The sequence below is a fragment of the Amorphus orientalis genome, assembly GCF_030814015.1.
GTDB lineage: Bacteria > Pseudomonadota > Alphaproteobacteria > Rhizobiales > Amorphaceae > Amorphus > Amorphus orientalis.
On record NZ_JAUSUL010000002.1, the window covers coordinates 1 to 16,091 of the forward strand.

General features: G+C 69.1%; 12 protein-coding genes. 8 read left to right on the forward strand and 4 right to left on the reverse strand.

The genetic code is table 11. The features are described 5' to 3' along the window. Positions 1 to 2 precede the first annotated feature (2 nt). From J2S73_RS07855 to J2S73_RS07870, 4 genes are all read right to left on the reverse strand, one after another. Entirely contained in the window at positions 3 to 4,838 is a 4,836-nt protein-coding gene (locus J2S73_RS07855) for an autotransporter domain-containing protein (RefSeq protein WP_306884963.1), read from the reverse strand. Between the two features lie 848 nt (positions 4,839 to 5,686). Next, positions 5,687 to 7,360 (reverse strand): methyl-accepting chemotaxis protein, encoded by a 1,674-nt coding sequence (locus J2S73_RS07860; protein ID WP_306884964.1) that lies wholly within the window; start codon positions 7,358 to 7,360, stop codon positions 5,687 to 5,689. A 269-nt stretch (positions 7,361 to 7,629) separates the two neighbouring features. Then, positions 7,630 to 7,869 (reverse strand): putative hemolysin, encoded by a 240-nt coding sequence (locus J2S73_RS07865; protein ID WP_306886270.1) that lies wholly within the window; start codon positions 7,867 to 7,869, stop codon positions 7,630 to 7,632. 26 nt (positions 7,870 to 7,895) lie between these two features. After that, positions 7,896 to 8,516, reverse strand: coding sequence for a bactofilin family protein (locus J2S73_RS07870; protein WP_306884965.1), 621 nt, complete (start codon positions 8,514 to 8,516; stop codon positions 7,896 to 7,898). Positions 8,517 to 8,800: 284 nt separating this feature from the next. On the opposite strand from J2S73_RS07870, the gene J2S73_RS07875 reads away from it, so the two are divergent. The 8 genes from J2S73_RS07875 (at position 8,801) to J2S73_RS07910 (ending at position 16,020) form a co-directional block, all read left to right on the forward strand. Then, positions 8,801 to 9,073, forward strand: a complete 273-nt coding sequence (locus J2S73_RS07875; protein WP_306884966.1) for a PepSY domain-containing protein — start codon at positions 8,801 to 8,803, stop codon at positions 9,071 to 9,073. A gap of 15 nt (positions 9,074 to 9,088) precedes the next feature. Next, positions 9,089 to 9,775, forward strand: coding sequence for a response regulator transcription factor (locus J2S73_RS07880; protein ID WP_306884967.1), 687 nt, complete (start codon positions 9,089 to 9,091; stop codon positions 9,773 to 9,775). Further along, positions 9,765 to 11,135, forward strand: a complete 1,371-nt coding sequence (locus J2S73_RS07885; RefSeq protein WP_306884968.1) for an ATP-binding protein — start codon at positions 9,765 to 9,767, stop codon at positions 11,133 to 11,135. The genes J2S73_RS07880 and J2S73_RS07885 overlap by 11 nt, the downstream gene beginning before the upstream one ends. 155 nt (positions 11,136 to 11,290) lie before the next feature. Further along, on the forward strand, positions 11,291 to 11,740 hold the full coding sequence (locus tag J2S73_RS07890) for an RT0821/Lpp0805 family surface protein (RefSeq protein ID WP_306884969.1): 450 nt from the start codon (positions 11,291 to 11,293) through the stop codon (positions 11,738 to 11,740). Between the two features lie 69 nt (positions 11,741 to 11,809). Beyond that, complete coding sequence (gene ccmI / locus J2S73_RS07895; RefSeq protein ID WP_306884970.1) at positions 11,810 to 12,931, forward strand: c-type cytochrome biogenesis protein CcmI; 1,122 nt, start codon at positions 11,810 to 11,812, stop codon at positions 12,929 to 12,931. A 138-nt stretch (positions 12,932 to 13,069) separates the two neighbouring features. Further along, the gene (gene ccmE / locus J2S73_RS07900; RefSeq protein WP_306884971.1) at positions 13,070 to 13,516 is read left to right on the forward strand and encodes a cytochrome c maturation protein CcmE; all 447 of its coding nucleotides are present in this window, start codon (positions 13,070 to 13,072) and stop codon (positions 13,514 to 13,516) included. A gap of 48 nt (positions 13,517 to 13,564) precedes the next feature. Beyond that, the gene (locus J2S73_RS07905; RefSeq protein ID WP_306884972.1) at positions 13,565 to 15,547 is read left to right on the forward strand and encodes a heme lyase CcmF/NrfE family subunit; all 1,983 of its coding nucleotides are present in this window, start codon (positions 13,565 to 13,567) and stop codon (positions 15,545 to 15,547) included. Beyond that, the gene (locus J2S73_RS07910; RefSeq protein WP_306884973.1) at positions 15,544 to 16,020 is read left to right on the forward strand and encodes a cytochrome c-type biogenesis protein; all 477 of its coding nucleotides are present in this window, start codon (positions 15,544 to 15,546) and stop codon (positions 16,018 to 16,020) included. The genes J2S73_RS07905 and J2S73_RS07910 overlap by 4 nt, the downstream gene beginning before the upstream one ends. The last annotated feature ends 71 nt before the right edge of the window (positions 16,021 to 16,091 follow it).

Below are 16,091 nucleotides of genomic sequence, written 5' to 3' on the forward strand. Positions count from 1 at the left end.
GATCAGAACCGGACCGTCAGCCGTCCGGTGACGGAGTTGTCGACGGCGCCGGAGCCGAACTGGCCGTCATAGTCGACGCCCAGCGTCGCGCCGGCGATGCCCAGGTTCGGGGCCGCGCCCAGATCCACTTTGAGGCCGGCGCCGAGGACCGCCACGTCCTCGGCGATCGGAACCCCGGCGACGGTGAACGCCGAGCCGCCGGCGAACGCGTTGGTCGCCGCCGGATCGAGCGACCCGAAGGCGTGCCGCCAGCCGACCAGACCCGTCACCCGCGCCCGGGCGAAGGAGACCGGAAGGTCCGCCCCGGCCCGGATGCCGAGCGTCGTGTAGGTGACTTCCGTCGTGTCGCTCTGGACGGAGAGCGCGGCCGATCCGCCGGTTTCCGTGTACCCGTCGGTGGAGGCTGCGACATAGGCCAGCCCCGCGAACGGCTCCAGCGCCACTGGCCCGGTCAGGACCTCGTAGCCCGCCTCGCCGAACACCTGGGCCGTGCCGCCATTGGTCGAGCCGGTCAGGTACTGGGAAAAGCCGGTGAAGGCGGCCGTGCGCGCCGTGTCGATGTCGGCCCACGAGTACGCCGCGCCGGCGCGCAGGTTGAGCCCGTGCCAGGCCGTGCCGCCATAGGCGCCGAGATGGTAGAGCGTGGCGTCGGCGGACGACGACCGCGCGTCGGCGTCGTAGCTGGAGGACTGGTAGCCGGCGAGGAAGCCGGCCCGGCCGATCGAGCCGATGGCCGCGTCACCGCCCACCAGGAAGCCCGCCGTGTCCCGGTCGAGCTTGGCCGCGTTGCCGGTGCCGTCGGACGAGCCCCACGAGCCGAAGCCCTCGCCCCAGGCGGAGAACGCCGAGCCGGAAGGTGCCGGGGCGGCGATCGCGCCGTTGCCGGAATAGGCGACGCTGTCGGCCCCATTGCCGCCGAGGGCGGAGAAGGCCTGCTGGATCCGGGCCATCGCCGCGTCGCGGACGACGCGCGAATCCTCGACGAGGCCGGTCTTCAGGCTGGCGTGGATCTCGCCGGAGAGCGCATCGAAGGCCTGGCGCGCGGTCGGCGCGTCGAGGCGCGCCACCGCGTCGTAGACGGCGTTGCCCATACCCAGGCTCTCGATGCCGGAGCCCGAGGCGCGCTGGTTCGCCGTGTCGGCGATGTCGGTAAAGCCGATGTCGTTGCGGGTGAGGTTCAGCGTCACGGCGTTCGACGTGTAGGCGAGCGACGGATCGAGGAAGGCGAGCGTCGAGGACACGTCGTCGAAGGTGCCGACCACCCCCCCATCCGCCGTCAGGATCGTGTAGCCGGAACTGAGCGCGTAGGTGCCGTCCGGCCCGACATGCAGCACCCGGCCGGCGAGCGTCGCCGTGCCGGTGACGGCGATCAGGTCCGACACGCTGCTTCCCGGCTCCGTCTCCACCTCGTAGGTCGACCCCGGCTGGAAGGTCAGATTGCCCGCGACCGTGATCGTCCCCGGCGAGTTGCCCGGCGCGATCGTGCCGCCGCTCTGGACCACCGTCGGACCCACCGTGCCGTTGCCGGCAAGCCGGCCGCCGGAGCCGAGCAGCAGATTGCCGCCGAGCGTGTTGCCGCCCAGCGTCAGGGTGAGCGCGAAGTCGCGCGCCGTGGTGGTCCCGGCGAAGCCGGACGAATTTCCGGCCAGGGCGACGCTACCGCCGCCCTCGAACAGAACATTGCCGGACCCGCTGATCACTCCGTCGTAGGTTCCGGAAGAGCTCTGGTCGAAGGTCAGCGAGGTGCCCGCCGCGACCATCACGTCGCCCGTGAAGAGCGTGGTCGTGGAGATCGAACCCTGCTCGATCGACCAGGGCAGGCTGCTCGCGCCGGTAAGCCTGAGCGTGCCCGCACCGGACTTCACCATCTGCCCGCTGGTCCCGTTCAGGCCGCCGATGGTGCCGGCGAAGGTGCCGTCGCTGGCCTGCGCGAACTCCACCGTGCCGGCGTTGGCGATGTTCCCCTTGATCGAACCGGTGTCGCCGACCAGCCGCCCCGCCGACACGTTGGTGCCGCCGGTGTAGGCGTTCGCACCGGTCAGCCGCAGCGTGCCGGAGCCGGTCATGCCCAGCGCGCCGGACCCGGTGACAGGACCCGACAGCGTCAGCGTCGTGCCGGAGGCCGGCGCGAAGCCGCCCGTCGTGGCCGTCAGGCTAACCGCGCGCGCCGAGGTGAAGGTCGACGTGGTCGCCAATGTGCCGCCGGACATGGTCAGCGCGCCCGCGGCCGCACCCAGCGCACCGTCCGACGCCACCTGCAGCGTGCCAGCCGCGATTTGCGTGCCGCCGGTGTAGCTGTTCGTTCCCGTCAGAACCAGCGTGCCGGTGCCCTGCTTGGAAAGCCGCGTGCCCGTGCCGTCGGCAATCGCCGAGGCGATCGTCGCCGTCACGCCGCCGTCGACGTTGAGCGTGCCGGCCGAGCCCGACGCCGGCGACAGCGCCAGCGTGCCGCCGGTCAGCTGGTAGCCAGTGGTCTTGAACTGAAGCGTATCGAAGGACTGGGTGCCGGACACGGTCACCGTACCGGCCGCCCCGGCGAAGACACCGACAGACGATCCCCAGATCGTGTTGGTGGACCCGTTGCTGGACGTCCAGTTGGTGGTCGTTCCGTCCCAGGTTCCCGACCCTCCGTCGACCGCCCCGTTGGCGGTCGTGTTCGACCCGTCCCAGAAGCCGATCGACTGGCCGGGCGCGAGCACCTGCAGATTGATCTGGCCCGCGACCGACGTATCGACGGTGTCGGTCGAACCGGGCACGCCGCTGACGGTCACCGTATCGAAGGAGCCGCCGAACAGGCCGCCGTAACCGAAGAGATTGTAATAGCCGGCCGAGCCGACCTGGGCCTGCAGCGTGCCGGCGAGCGTCAGGTTGCCGCCGACCGAGACGAAATCGTTGGTGGCGCCGCCTGAAACGCCCGGCGTGTTCAGCTCGAACAGCGTGGTCGAGCCCGACGTCAGCGTCAGGTCGCCGTTCACCGTCAGCGTGCCCGGGCTCGCGCCCGGCGAGAGTGTGCCGCCGGACTGCACAGTCACGGTGCCGCCGACCGCGCCGGTGCCGCCGAGCGTGCCCCCGGAGGCGACCTGGACCGACGACGAAGCACCGCCCAGCGTGCCATTGACCAGAAGGGAGCCGCCCGAAATGGTGGTGGTGCCTGCGAACGACCCGCTGGTGCCCGACAGCGTCGACGCGCTGGTTCCGGTTTTGGACAGGGTGCCCGTGCCGGAGATAGTTCCGCCGAACGTCCGGTCGGCCGACGGGGCCAGCTCCAAAGCGCTCCCCGCACCGATGTTCAGATTGCCGCCGAGCGCGTTGGTCACGGTCAGCGTTCCGGCCGAAACTGTTGTGGTACCGGCAAAGCCCGACGAATCGCCCGAAAGGGTCGTTGTCGCGGCCCCCTGCTTGCTGATTGCGCCGGATCCGGAGAGGGCGCCGGCGAAGACTCGGTCGGAACTTTGGTTCAGCTGCAGCTCTCCGCCAACCGCGATCGCACCGCCGAGCCCGCCGGTCACCTCGAGCACACCGCCCGTCACGTTGGTGCTGCCGGTAAAACCCGAACTGTCGGCCGTGAGAACGAGGCTACCAGGGCCGGACTTGGTCAGCGTTCCACTTCCCGACACGGCGCCCGACGCCGAGGCGGAGGCCCCGGTCGCAACGTTGGCGGTGCCGTTGGCGGCGCCGACGGCGATCGGGTTGGAGACGGTCGTCGAGTTGCTCACCCGCAGGGTACCGCCGTTGAGCGTCAAGGTCCCCGCCGCTGCACCGAGTGATGCCCCGTCGGCGATCGACAGCGTCCCCGCCGCGATCGTCCACGGCGTCGTCTCCGTCGTCGTTCCGCTCACCGTCCAGGTACTCGTGCCGGACTTCTCGAAAGCCTCAAAGCCGCGGAACTGCGTGGCCGGTCCCACGAACGAGACGTTGAACGTCCCATTGCTCGAGCCTGCGAGTTCGAGCGTATCGGAGGTCCCGCCCCCGACGACGTTGCCCAGAATGCTCGGGTTCGCCTGAACCGTCAGCCGATTCGTCCCGCCGGTGAACTCGATCGCGTTCGCGCGGGTCGCCGCGCCACCGGTGAGGCCGCCGGCCACGGTCCCGCCGGTCTCGATGGTGACGCTCAGTCCCTCACCGCTGATGCCGACGCCGCCCGCGCCGGCCGATCCCGCAGCGCCCCCTGAAGCCTGCGTTCCGGCGGCTCCTCCGTTGCCGCCGCGGACCGCGCCGGAGCCGGCGATCGTCACCGTCGCGGTCGAACCGAACGAAAGACCGGTGCCGCCCGCGCCGCCGTCCCCGGCCGCCCCCGCCGGTGTGCCGCTGCCGCCGTCGCCGCCGGTGCCGCCGGTGCCGCCGGCGATGCTCCCGGAGATGGTCAGCATGACCGCCTGGGAGGCGTTAAGGCCGGCGCCGCCGGCACCGCCCGCGCCACCGACTCCACCGACGCTGGAGCCGCTGGCCAGAGCATTGCCACCGTCGCCTCCGGCGCCTGCGTCGATCGTGCCCTCGATGGTCAGGGTTCCCGGCTGCGTGATCTCGAGGCCGCGACCGCCGTCACCGCCGCCGCCGCCACCCCCCCGCCCGGAGCCGGCACCGATCCCTGAGCCACCCTGGGCGCCGCGGCCGCCCGCGCCGCCGGTGAGCGTCGCCGCGCCGATGATGACGGCCGGCCCGGCTCCGGTGAAGACGGCGCCGTATCCGCCGGCTCCGCCGCCGCCGCCACCGGCGGCATCAGCGCCGGTACCAGGGCCAGTGCCGCCATCGCCGCCATTGCCGCCGGTGGCCGTGCCCGGCGCCGAGGTCGTGACGACGCCATGGGCGCCGCCGCCACCACCGCCGCCGCCGCCCAAGGGAGTGCCTCCGTTCGCGCCCGCTGAGCTGCCGCCTGAGCCGCCGCCACTGCCGGGCCCCGCGCCGCCACTGCCTCCGGACGTTCCGGCACCACCGCCGCCGCCGCCGCCGAACGTTCCGGCGGTACCTCCGCCAACGCCGGCAATGCCGGGGCCGCCGGAACCGGTCGCGCTCGAGGTCCCGCCGGCCCCTCCCGCGTTTCCGGTGCTGGAATTGCCGCCGCGACCGCCGTCGGCAAGGGCGGGCATTTCGGAGAAGGCAAGAACCGCCAGAGCATAGAAGAGCCCAGAGCGGGGCTTTCCGGACCGCGCCGCTGCGCGTAAGGGGCGACCGGATGGCTCACCGTTCACCGATACGCAACGCCGGTCACCCGGCGCACTCCCCACGAACACCGACATCCAGCCCATCCCCTCCACGCCGACCACGGCCACCGCACCGTATGGGAGCGCCGCACGCCTGACGGAGAAATCAAGGCGGTCTAGAGCCGTCTAATCAACGAATACTGGAGAGGCTTGGCACTCGCGGCACGACATTTTGGAGGACAGTGGCCGAAAAGCGACAAGATTTTCCTTAGTATCAAGTTCTTCTAATATAAAATCTCGGTGAAGTCCGATCGCTGACGGTCGAGCAGCCACCGACATCGCGAGTCACGGTGCTCAGGGCGCCTGCTCGGAAAACCCGGCTTCAGGTCGCGCATTCCTCTCATCGCGCGCCGTGCCGCAGAATGCTCCGGCGGCGGAAGGCTCCGGGCATGGGTCCGGCGCGGTCATGCGAAAAGGGCGGCCGTTTGGCCGCCCTTCGTATTTGCGTGTCGTGTTTTGGAGGCCTGGCCCGGAGCGGGGCCGGCTCAGGCGGCGCGGACGCCGGAGAGGAAGCGCTCGACCTCCATGCGCAGGGCGCTGGCGTCGCGGGTGACCGTGGAGGCGGCCTCGGTGACGTCGGTCGCGGCGGTCTTGGTCTCGCCGGCGGCTTGGGACACGTTGACGATGTTCTCCGTCACGTCCTGGGTGCCGCGGGAGGCCTGCTCGATGTTGCGGGTGATCTCGCCGGTGGCCGCGCCCTGCTCCTCCACCGCGGCGGCAATGGCGGAGGCGATGTCGTTCATCTCCTCGACTGTCTTCACGATGGCGTCGACGGCGGAGACGGAGACCTGGGTCTCGGCCTGGATGGCGTTGATCTGGTCGGTGATCTCCTTGGTCGCCTTGGAGGTCTGGCTGGCCAGTTCCTTCACTTCCGCCGCCACCACGGTGAAGCCCTTGCCGGCCTCGCCGGCGCGGGCGGCCTCGATGGTGGCGTTGAGGGCGAGCAGGTTGGTCTGCTCGGCGATCGCCGCGATGATGGAGACGACCTGGCCGATGCTTTCCGCGGCCGCGGCAAGGCCCTGGATCTGCCGGTTGGTCTTGGTGGCCTCGCTGACGGCGAGCGACGCGATCTCGGTGGACTTGGAGACCTGGGAGCCGATCTCGCGGATGGAGGCGGAGAGCTCCTCGGTCGCCGAGGCGACGTTCTGGACGTTGGCGGAGGCCTGCTGGGCGGCGGTTGCGACGGTCGCGGAGCGGGAGTTGGTCCCGTCGGCGATCTGGGCCATGGCGCGGGCGTTGTGCTCCATGGCGTCGGCCGACGAGGTGACGGCGCCGAGCAGCTTGGCGGCGCTGTCGTCGAACTGCTGGGTGAGGTCCTCGATGCGGCGGGCGCGCTCCTCGCGGACGGTCTGCTCGGCGGCCTGGGCCTCGGCCAGATCCTTGGCCTGGATCATGCCCTCGCGGAAGACTTCGGCCGCCTCGGCCATCTGGCCGATCTCGTCGCGCCGGCCCGTCCCCGGGATCTCAACGCCCATGTCCCCCTCGGCCAGACGACGCAGCGACCCCGTGATCGCACCGAGCGGCTTCGTGATGGAGTTGGTGAGATAGAGCGCCGCGCCCGCGATCAGCAGGAAGAGCGGGACGGTCCAGAACAGGGTGTTGATGACCTTGTTCCAGATCTCCGCATAAAGGTCGTCGACATAGAGCGCCGATCCGATCGACCAGTGCCAGGGCGCGAAATCGAGCGCATAGCCGATCTTGGGGGACGCTTCGGTTTCGTTCAGCCGCGGGAACTCGTAGTTCACGAAGCCGCCGCCCTTGAGCCCCTGCTCGACCAGCTCGCCGGAAAAGGCGAACTTGACCGGGTCGATGTCCATCAGGTTCTTGCCCTGGACCTTGTCGCTCGGGTGGATGATCGTGGTGCCGAAGGTCGCGGGATCGGACGAGCTCACGAAGATATAGTCGCCGTTGCCGTAGCGGATCGACCTGAGGGAGTCCGCGGCAGCCCGCTTGGCTTCTTCCTCCGACATGGCGCCCGATGCTGCGCGCTGCTCGTAGGATTGCGCGATGCTGTACGCGGCTTCGACCTGGCTCTGAATCAGGGCGCGCCGGTCTTCCATCATCGTGTTGATCGTGGCGCGGAAGTTGAGCCCGAGAATAAGGACGAAGGTCAGGAGCGCGCCTCCGACCAGGAACAGCATTTTCTGTTTGATGGACATGATATCGATCCTGTTGCGACGCCCGGCGAACAGCAGGGTCGGCGCGAAATGAATGACCCCCGTCGACGTCCCGACGGCGGCTGTTTCCCTCTCGACAATTGGCGGGAAATCAAGCGAACGCGAAAAGCCGGCTCCCCACCTCGGATGCCAGGAGATCAGTCGGAGCGCCGGAAACGCTATCCGCGCGCGCCGACGGCCGGCCTGCCACCCGTTGCCAGACATTGTGAGACAAGGAAGCTTGTGCGTGGCTGGTGTAAGCCGGACGGAACTTATCCGGAATGGTCGCGCCGATAGAGGGTCCACTCGTCGATCGTCTCGCCGTTCGGCAGAACGCAGTCGTTTGAGACCCCCGCCGGCGTGTCGACCGGAACCAGCTCCCCGCCCTGTTCGAGGCAGTAGACCGAGGCCGGATTGGCAAGTCCGGTCCGGGGAGACTGAGGTGCATCTCCGCCCGGCGTGCACGCGCCGACGATGCCGGCCGCAAGGCCGGCGAGAACGATCCTTGTCATCGTCACGATCGATGTCCTTCCCTGACTCAGGTCTTGGGTTTGCCGCCGGAAGGGGCGTCCGCCGTCTTGCGGCTTCCAGTGCGCGACCGCCGTCCGGTCGCTGTCTTGGCGGACGCAGCGCTCTTCGGCTTCCCGGTGGTCCGATTGGCGGACTGGCGCGGCTTGGATCCTGACGCGGCGCGCGGGGTCTCGGAGGGTCGGTCCGCATCGGGCTCGCCGGCCGGTTCGGGCTCTGGGGCCGCGTCGGGAGGATTGGAGGCAGGCGGGTCATCGGATGGTTCGGATGGCTGCCGGAGAAGCGGCTCGAGTTGCCCGGCTTCGTCGAGAGGCGCGACGGCCCCGACCAGCCGGGCGCCCGATTCCACGACCAACTGCCGATAGCTCAGGGTCCCCGAAAAGCGTGCGCTCGCTCCAAGCAGCGCCTGCTCGCCGAGGGAGGCATCGCCGTCGAAGCCTCCATGGAGTTCCAGGCGGGATCCGGACAGGGTGCCGGCGAACACGCCGGTAGCGGCGATGATGGTTCTGTCGGCCGACAAGTCGCCTTCAAACCGTCCGGAGATGAGGGCGGTACCCTTCACGCGGATCGAAGCTCCGGAAACCACGGTTCCCGGTCCGACGATGAACTCGATGTCGTCGTTCACGCTCACCGGCCCACTCCCGATCGGCCGAGCCGCACCGGACCCGCCCCCGGACCCATCGGGTCCGGTCGGTTGCGGTCCACGGTGGCGGCTTCGAAGGCTCCCGCCCAGACATCCGCATTGTCGCGGAAACCTTGGCAAAAAGCGATGCAGCCGCCGGTGCGATCGTTAACGGCAGGCCATCCGGCGTCTCTGGAAGGCTCCCAGTGCCACAAGACCGCGCCACAGGATCTGTCCGGGCGATGAATCCACCGTTCATGGACCGTTCAGCGAGATCGCGCTAGACGATCACCATGACCCGGTTTCGCCGCATCCTCCTTGTCCTTCTCGTGGTCCTGGCCGCACCCGCGGCCCAGGCGGCCTGTCTGTCGCCCGACCAGCAGCGCCAGGCGGTGCAGAGCGGTCAGGTCGTCCGGCCGGGAGCGGTACAGGGACAGGTCAACGGCGAGCTGCTGCGCCTGGACCTGTGCGATGAGGGCGGCCGCCTCGTCTATGTGGCGACGGTTCTCCAGGGCGGACAGGTGACCCGCGTCACGTTCGACGCCCGATCCGGGTCGCGGATGTGAACGGAGGAGATCGCGATGCGCGTGCTCGTCGTTGAGGACGACCAGGATCTGTCGCGCCAGCTGAAGTCCGCGCTCACCGATGCGGGCTATGTGGTCGATCTCGCCGAAGACGGGGAGGAAGGTCACCATCTGGGCGACACCGAACCCTACGACGCCGTGATTCTGGATATCGGCCTGCCGGTGATGGACGGGATTTCCGTGCTGGAGCGCTGGCGGCGGGATGGCCGGACCATGCCCGTTCTGGTCCTGACGGCGCGCGACCGCTGGAGCGACAAGGTGGCCGGCATCGACGCAGGCGCCGACGACTATGTCGCCAAGCCGTTCCACATGGAGGAGGTGCTGGCCCGCGTGCGGGCGCTGGTCCGCCGTTCGGCCGGCCACGCCAGCAACCTGGTCGCATGCGGGCCGGTCGAGGTGGACACGCGATCCGGCCGCGTCACCGTCGACGGCAACCCGGTCAAGCTGACCTCGCACGAATACCGCCTGCTGGCCTATCTGATGCTGCACAAGGACCGGGTGGTCTCGCGGACGGAACTCATCGAGCATCTGTACGATCAGGATTTCGACCGGGATTCCAACACCATCGAGGTCTTCGTCGGGCGCCTGCGCAAGAAGATATCGGCGGACGTGATCGAAACGATCCGGGGGCTCGGCTACCGCATCACCGAACCCGGAGCCGCACCGACCGACAATGCGCACTAGATCGCTCGCGCGCCGGCTTCTTCTGATCTCGGCGATCTGGAGCGCGCTCGCGCTCCTGGTGGCCGGCGTGATCCTGGTTGCGCTCTACCGCCAATCTGTTGAGCGGGGCTTCGACGAGCGGCTCGACGTCTACCTCAAGACGATCGTGGCCGAACTGGCCAGCGGCGGCCCGCCGGACGAGAGCAACCCGATCGGCAGCCTGGGCGAACCGCGCTTTGGGCTGCCCCTGTCGGGTTGGTACTGGTCCGTGGCGCCTGCCGACGGCGGACCGGTCATCCAGGCCTCCCGATCGCTGGCGGGCGACACCCTGGCACTCCCCGACGGATTTCCGGAGATCTCGCTTTCGGGCGAGGCGCAGACGGCGTCGGTGACCGGCCCGGGCGGCGATCCGCTGCGCGTGGTCAGCCGCGTCATCGCGTTGCCGGACGGGGTGCGCTACGCGGTGACGGTCGCCGGAGACGCCACCGAAATCCGCGCCGACGTGGCCGCCTTCGGAACCCGGGTGGCCCTGACGCTCATCGCGATGGGGGCGGGGCTGGTGCTTGCCATCCTTCTTCAGGTCAAGGTGGGGCTGAAGCCGCTGGAGCGCATCCGCTCGTCGGTGCAGGCGATCCGGGTCGGCGAGAAGGAGCGGCTGGACGGGGACTTTCCGCGCGAGATCGCCCCGCTTGCCAGCGAACTGAACGAGCTTCTCGACAGCCACCGGGAGGTCGTCGAGCGATCCCGCACCCACGTCGGTAATCTGGCGCATGCGCTCAAGACGCCGCTGAGCGTCATCCTCAACGAGGCCCGGGACTCCGAAGCGCCTTTCGCGCGCAAGGTGGAGGAGCAGGCGAACGCGATGCAGGTTCATATCGCGCATCATCTGGATCGGGCGCGGATCGCGGCGGAGCGGAAGGTGATCGGCTCGGTGACGCCGGTGCAGCCGGTCGTCGATTCGATCGCACGCGCCATGCGGCGGCTCTACGAAGAAAAGGGCGTGCTGGTGCGCGCCAGCGAGGGATCGTCGGCCCGGTTCCGGGGCGATCGCCAGGACCTGATGGAGCTTCTCGGCAACCTCGTCGACAACGGATGCAAGTGGGCGCGCCGGGACGTGATGGTGGACGTCCGAGACGCGGTCGACGCGGACGCCGGCCGGGCGATGTTCGAGATCGTCGTGGAGGACGACGGGCCGGGCCTTGCCGAAGGCGATCGCGAACGGGTGCTTCAGCGTGGGCGCCGGCTCGACGAGAGCAAGCCGGGCAGCGGGCTCGGCCTGTCGATCGTTTCCGAGCTCGTGCGGCTCTACGGCGGATCGCTGGAACTCAAGAGCGGATCGGAGGGCGGACTGCGGGTGGAGGTGCGGCTGCCGGGGATTTGATCGGTTCGTGATCGCGCGCTGTGGGCGGTGCGCCAGTGGATTGGGGCCGTCCTTCCGGTCATGAGCGTTCGCATTGCGGCCAAGGGGCTTGTATAGAGAGATCGCGCCCCTCAAGGTGGGCACAGGCCGTCGCGATCCTCTCCAAGACCGATATCATGGCAATTGCATTCGCTTCTCTTCGCTCGCTCCGGCAGGGCGCCCGCACTCATCTTTGCCGCGCCGCCGGTCTGCTTTTCGCGGCCGCGCTGCTGTCGGCCTGCCAGACGGACGGTTCGGCCAACGGGGGATCGGCGACGGCGGACGCCGATAAGGTCCGCGGCTCGCTGATCGTTACCGACCAGACGCTCGGACTGACGGACGAGGACAGGCGGGTCGCCCTCAGCGCCGAATTCCGGGCGCTGGAACGCACCCCGGCAGGCGCCGCGATCTCCTGGAGCAATCCACAGACCGAGCATTCCGGCGAGGTGCTGCCCGGGCCGGCCTATCAGGTGAATGCGCAGCGCTGCCGAGACTACACCCACACGGTCACGGCAGGCGGCGAGCCGATGCGCTTCCAGGCGACCGCATGCCGCGCCCCGGAAGGAGACTGGCTGATTGTCACCTGACCCACGGACGCTATGCCTCTTGTTGGGGCTGGCGGATGATGCCGGGCCCGATCGTTTCGAGGTGTGGTGATGCTGTTCTGGAGCCTGGCTGTTCTTCTGACCGCGGTCGCGATCCTGGCGGTGCTGGTGCCCCTGGCCCGCAGGGGCGGCGACGAGGCCGGCGCCAGCGATCCCGATGTCGCCGTCTACAAGGCCCAGCTCGATGAACTCGACCGGGATGCCGAGCGCGGGCTGATCAGCGCGCAGGAAGTCGAGGCTGCGCGCGCGGAAATCGCCCGCCGGCTGCTGCGGGCCAGGGAGCGCCAGAAGGGCGCCGGATCCTCGACCGTGACCCGCCGAAGGGTGGTCGCGGTGGTGGCGCTGGTTGCGCTGCCGCTGGTGGCGGTCGTCGTCTACGGCCTTCTGGGCAATCCGGGATATCCGGACCAGCCGCGCGCGGAACGGATGGCCGAGGCCGAAGCGTCCGGGGACCTGCAGGCGCTGGTCGCCCGGGTGGAGGACCATCTCGGCGACAATCCGGACGACGGTCGCGGGTGGGCCGTGCTCGCGCCGATCTATCTCAGGGCCGGACGAGCCAATGACGCCGTGGCCGCATTCCAGAGCGCGATCCGGCTCGACGGTGGTGACCAGGCGACCCTTTATGCCGGGCTCGGCGAGGCGCTCGTGCAGGCCAGCGGCGGCGTGGTGACGGAGGAGGCGACCACCGCGTTCGAGCAGGCCCTGGAGCTTAATCCGCAGGCGGTCCGTCCGCGGTTCTTCCTGGCGCTTGGGCTTGGACAGGCCGGCCGCACCGACGCGGCGATTTCCGCATGGCAGGCCCTGATCGCTTCGGCCGATGGCAACGAGCCGTGGGTGCCGATCGCCCAGCAGCAGCTGGCGGCGCTCGGCGGAGAGACGGCAGCGCCGGGCCTGCCGGGCCCGAGTGCGGAGCAGGTCGAGGCCGCCGGCGAAATGAACGCGTCCGACCGTCGTGCCATGATCGAGGGCATGGTGAGCGGTCTGGCCGCGCGGCTGGAGAGCGAAGGCGGCTCCGTCGACGAGTGGATCCGCCTCATGCGGGCCTATCAGGTACTTGGGCAGCCCGACGACGCCCGGTCCGCGGCCGATAGCGCCAGGGCTGCCTTCTCCGGCGACCCTGAGGCAGAAGCGCGCATCGACGAGACGGAACGGGATCTTGGCCTAAATCAATAACGGTTCTATTTGGTATCTGTAGGGCTGGTGCTGTTCGTTCCGGTGGTTCCGCGCGAATGCAACAGCCTCCGGAACTGTGACCGGGCCTGGAAGCGTGGTCTCCCGCTGCCGGGACAGCGTCCGACGGATTGGGCAACGATGACACGAAAGCAGAGGCGGCTGACCTTCATCGGCGTGGTGGGCACGGTTCTGGCCGCCGCCGTCGGGCTCGTTTTCGCCGCGATGGGCGACAAGGTCGCCTACTTCAAGACGCCGAGCGAGCTGGTCGCCATGCATTCCGATCCCGACCGCCGCATCCGGCTCGGCGGACTTGTCGAGGACGGCTCGCTCGATCGGGGCGAGGGGACCACGGTGACCTTCCGCGTGACCGACACTGCCGACGCCGTCACGGTCAGCTATACGGGCATCTTGCCGGACCTGTTCCGCGAAGGGCAGGGCGTCGTCGCCGAGGGCGTGCTTCAGGACGGCGTGTTCCGGGCCGATACGGTGCTTGCGCGCCACGATGAGAACTACATGCCCAAGGAAGTCGCCGACGCGCTCAAGGAGCAGAACCACTATTACGAATCCGGGACGGTTACACAGTAGCGGCCGGATGAGATCCTCCGACGGACCCGATTACGAGGAGCGAGCGACATGCTGAACGAGCTCGGCCACTACGCGCTGGTCCTGGCCCTGGCCCTGTCGCTGGTCCAGTCGGCCGTGCCGCTGGTGGGCGCCCGGCTGCGCGACGAGCAGCTGATGCGGGTGGCCGAACCCGTGGCGGGTCTGGTGTTCCTTCTGATCGGGCTGGCGTTCGCCGTGCTCACGGTCGCCTATGTGCGCTCCGATTTCTCGGTCCTCAACGTCTTCGAGAATTCGCACTCGGCCAAGCCGCTGATCTTCAAGATCTCCGGCGTCTGGGGGAACCACGAGGGCTCCATGCTCCTGTGGATCCTGATCCTGGCCCTGTTCAGCGCGCTCGTAGCCACGTTCGGCGCGAACCTGCCGCGGTCGCTCAAGGCGACCGTCCTGTCGGTTCAGGCCTGGATCCTGACCGCCTTCATCGTCTTCATCCTGGTCACGTCGAACCCGTTCGCGCGGGTGGCGCCGGTGCCGATGGAAGGCCAGGACCTCAACCCGATCCTTCAGGACATCGGCCTCGCGATCCATCCGCCGCTGCTCTATGTCGGCTATGTGGGCTTCTCGATCGCCTTTTCGTTCGCGGTCGCAGCCCTGATCGAGGGCCGCATCGACGCCGCGTGGGCCAGGTGGGTCCGACCCTGGACGCTGCTGGCGTGGCTGTTCCTGACCCTCGGGATCGCGATGGGCTCCTACTGGGCCTATTACGAGCTCGGCTGGGGCGGCTGGTGGTTCTGGGACCCGGTGGAGAACGCGTCCTTCATGCCGTGGCTCGCCGGCACGGCGCTGCTCCACTCCGCGATCGTCATGGAGAAGCGGGACGCGCTGAAGATCTGGACCATCCTGCTGGCGATCCTGACCTTCTCGCTCTCGCTGCTTGGCACCTTCCTGGTCCGCTCCGGCGTCCTGACCTCGGTCCACGCCTTCGCCACCGACCCGACCCGCGGCGTCTTCATCCTCGGCATCCTGATCCTCTTCATCGGCGGGTCGCTGGCGCTTTACGCCTGGCGGGCGCAGATGCTGAAGCCCGGCGGCGTGTTCGCCCCGATCAGCCGCGAAGGGGCACTGGTCTTCAACAACCTGTTTCTGACGGCAGCCTGTGCGACCGTTCTGGTCGGCACGCTCTATCCGCTCGTCCTGGAGGCGGTGAACGGCCAGAAGATCTCCGTGGGCGCGCCGTTCTTCAACCTGACCTTCGGGCCGCTGATGGTGCCGCTTCTGATCGCCGTGCCGTTCGGCCCGCTTCTGGCCTGGAAGCGCGGCGATATCGGCGGCGTCCTGCAGCGGCTCTGGGTCGCGCTCGGTGTCGCGGTCGTTGCCGTGGCCCTGGTGGCGGTCCTCACGGGTGCTGACAGGATCCTGGCGGCGCTCGGCATCGGCCTCGGGTTCTGGCTCATGGTCGGAGCGGTGACGGAGCTGGCCCAGCGCGCCAAGGTCGGCTCGGAAAAAATCGGCGTGTCGGCGCGCCGGCTGGCCGGGCTGCCGCGGTCTGCGTTCGGCACCTTCCTCGGCCACTTCGCCCTCGGGATGACGGTGATCGGGATCGTGGCGGGTACCGCGTTCGAGCAGGAACGCATTCTGGTGATGCGGCCCGGCGAGACCACCGAACTCGGCGGCTACACCCTGGCGTTCCGGGGCATGGAGCCGGAAGTCGGCCCCAACTACCGTCAGGACGTCGCTCGCTTCGACGTGCTGGTTGATGGCCGGACCGTCGGCGAGCTCCGCCCGGCCAAGCGGATCTACACCGCCCGCCAGATGCCCACGACCGAGGCGGCGATCCGGACCCACGGCCTTTCCCAGCTCTATGTCTCGCTCGGGGACCTGAAGGACGACGACGGCGTCGTCGTGCGCGCCTACGACAAGCCGATGGTCCTGCTGATCTGGCTCGGACCGGTGGTGATGGCGCTCGGCGGCCTGGTCTCGCTGACGGACCGGCGGCTGCGTGTGGGCGCGCCCAAACCGGCGAAGGCGCGCGAGCCCAAGACGGTGGCGTCGTGACCCGGCCCGGCTTGATCGGAGCGGTCCTCGCCCTCTTGATTGTCGTTGGCGCACCGCTTCCCGCCGCAGCGGTGCAGCCGGACGAGGTTCTCGACGATCCGAAGCTGGAGCAGCGTGCGCGGGAGCTGTCGACCGAACTGCGCTGCATGGTCTGCCAGAACGAGTCCATCGACGCCTCCAACGCCCCGCTTGCCCGCGACATTCGGGTTCTCCTGCGGGAACGGCTGGAGGAGGGCGACAGCGACGAGGAGGTCATCGACTATCTCGTCGCCCGCTATGGCGAATTCATCCTGCTCAAGCCCCGGTTTGCCGTCCACACGCTGCTGCTCTGGCTGACGCCGGTGGTGGTTCTTGCGCTCGGTGGCGTGCTGGCCGTCGTCAACCTGCGCAAGCGCCGCGCCGCCGCCGCTCCGCCTCTCAGCGAGCGCGAGGAAGCCGCCCTGCGCGATATCCTGTCCGAAGAACGCTCGTGACACAGATGCGATGCGGCCCATATCTGTGATGCCGTTGATTTCAGGCGCGATCCGGCATTGAGCGGACACGG

Coding starts and splice junctions, on each gene's coding strand:
- J2S73_RS07885 (WP_306884968.1), top strand. CDS start 9,765: ATGCGCACTAGATCGCTCGCGCGCCGGCTTCTTCTGATCTCGGCGATC.
- ccmI (WP_306884970.1), top strand. CDS start 11,810: ATGCTGTTCTGGAGCCTGGCTGTTCTTCTGACCGCGGTCGCGATCCTG.
- J2S73_RS07890 (WP_306884969.1), top strand. CDS start 11,291: ATGGCAATTGCATTCGCTTCTCTTCGCTCGCTCCGGCAGGGCGCCCGC.
- J2S73_RS07875 (WP_306884966.1), top strand. CDS start 8,801: ATGACCCGGTTTCGCCGCATCCTCCTTGTCCTTCTCGTGGTCCTGGCC.
- J2S73_RS07880 (WP_306884967.1), top strand. CDS start 9,089: ATGCGCGTGCTCGTCGTTGAGGACGACCAGGATCTGTCGCGCCAGCTG.
- ccmE (WP_306884971.1), top strand. CDS start 13,070: ATGACACGAAAGCAGAGGCGGCTGACCTTCATCGGCGTGGTGGGCACG.
- J2S73_RS07865 (WP_306886270.1), bottom strand. CDS start 7,869: ATGACAAGGATCGTTCTCGCCGGCCTTGCGGCCGGCATCGTCGGCGCG.
- J2S73_RS07905 (WP_306884972.1), top strand. CDS start 13,565: ATGCTGAACGAGCTCGGCCACTACGCGCTGGTCCTGGCCCTGGCCCTG.
- J2S73_RS07860 (WP_306884964.1), bottom strand. CDS start 7,360: ATGTCCATCAAACAGAAAATGCTGTTCCTGGTCGGAGGCGCGCTCCTG.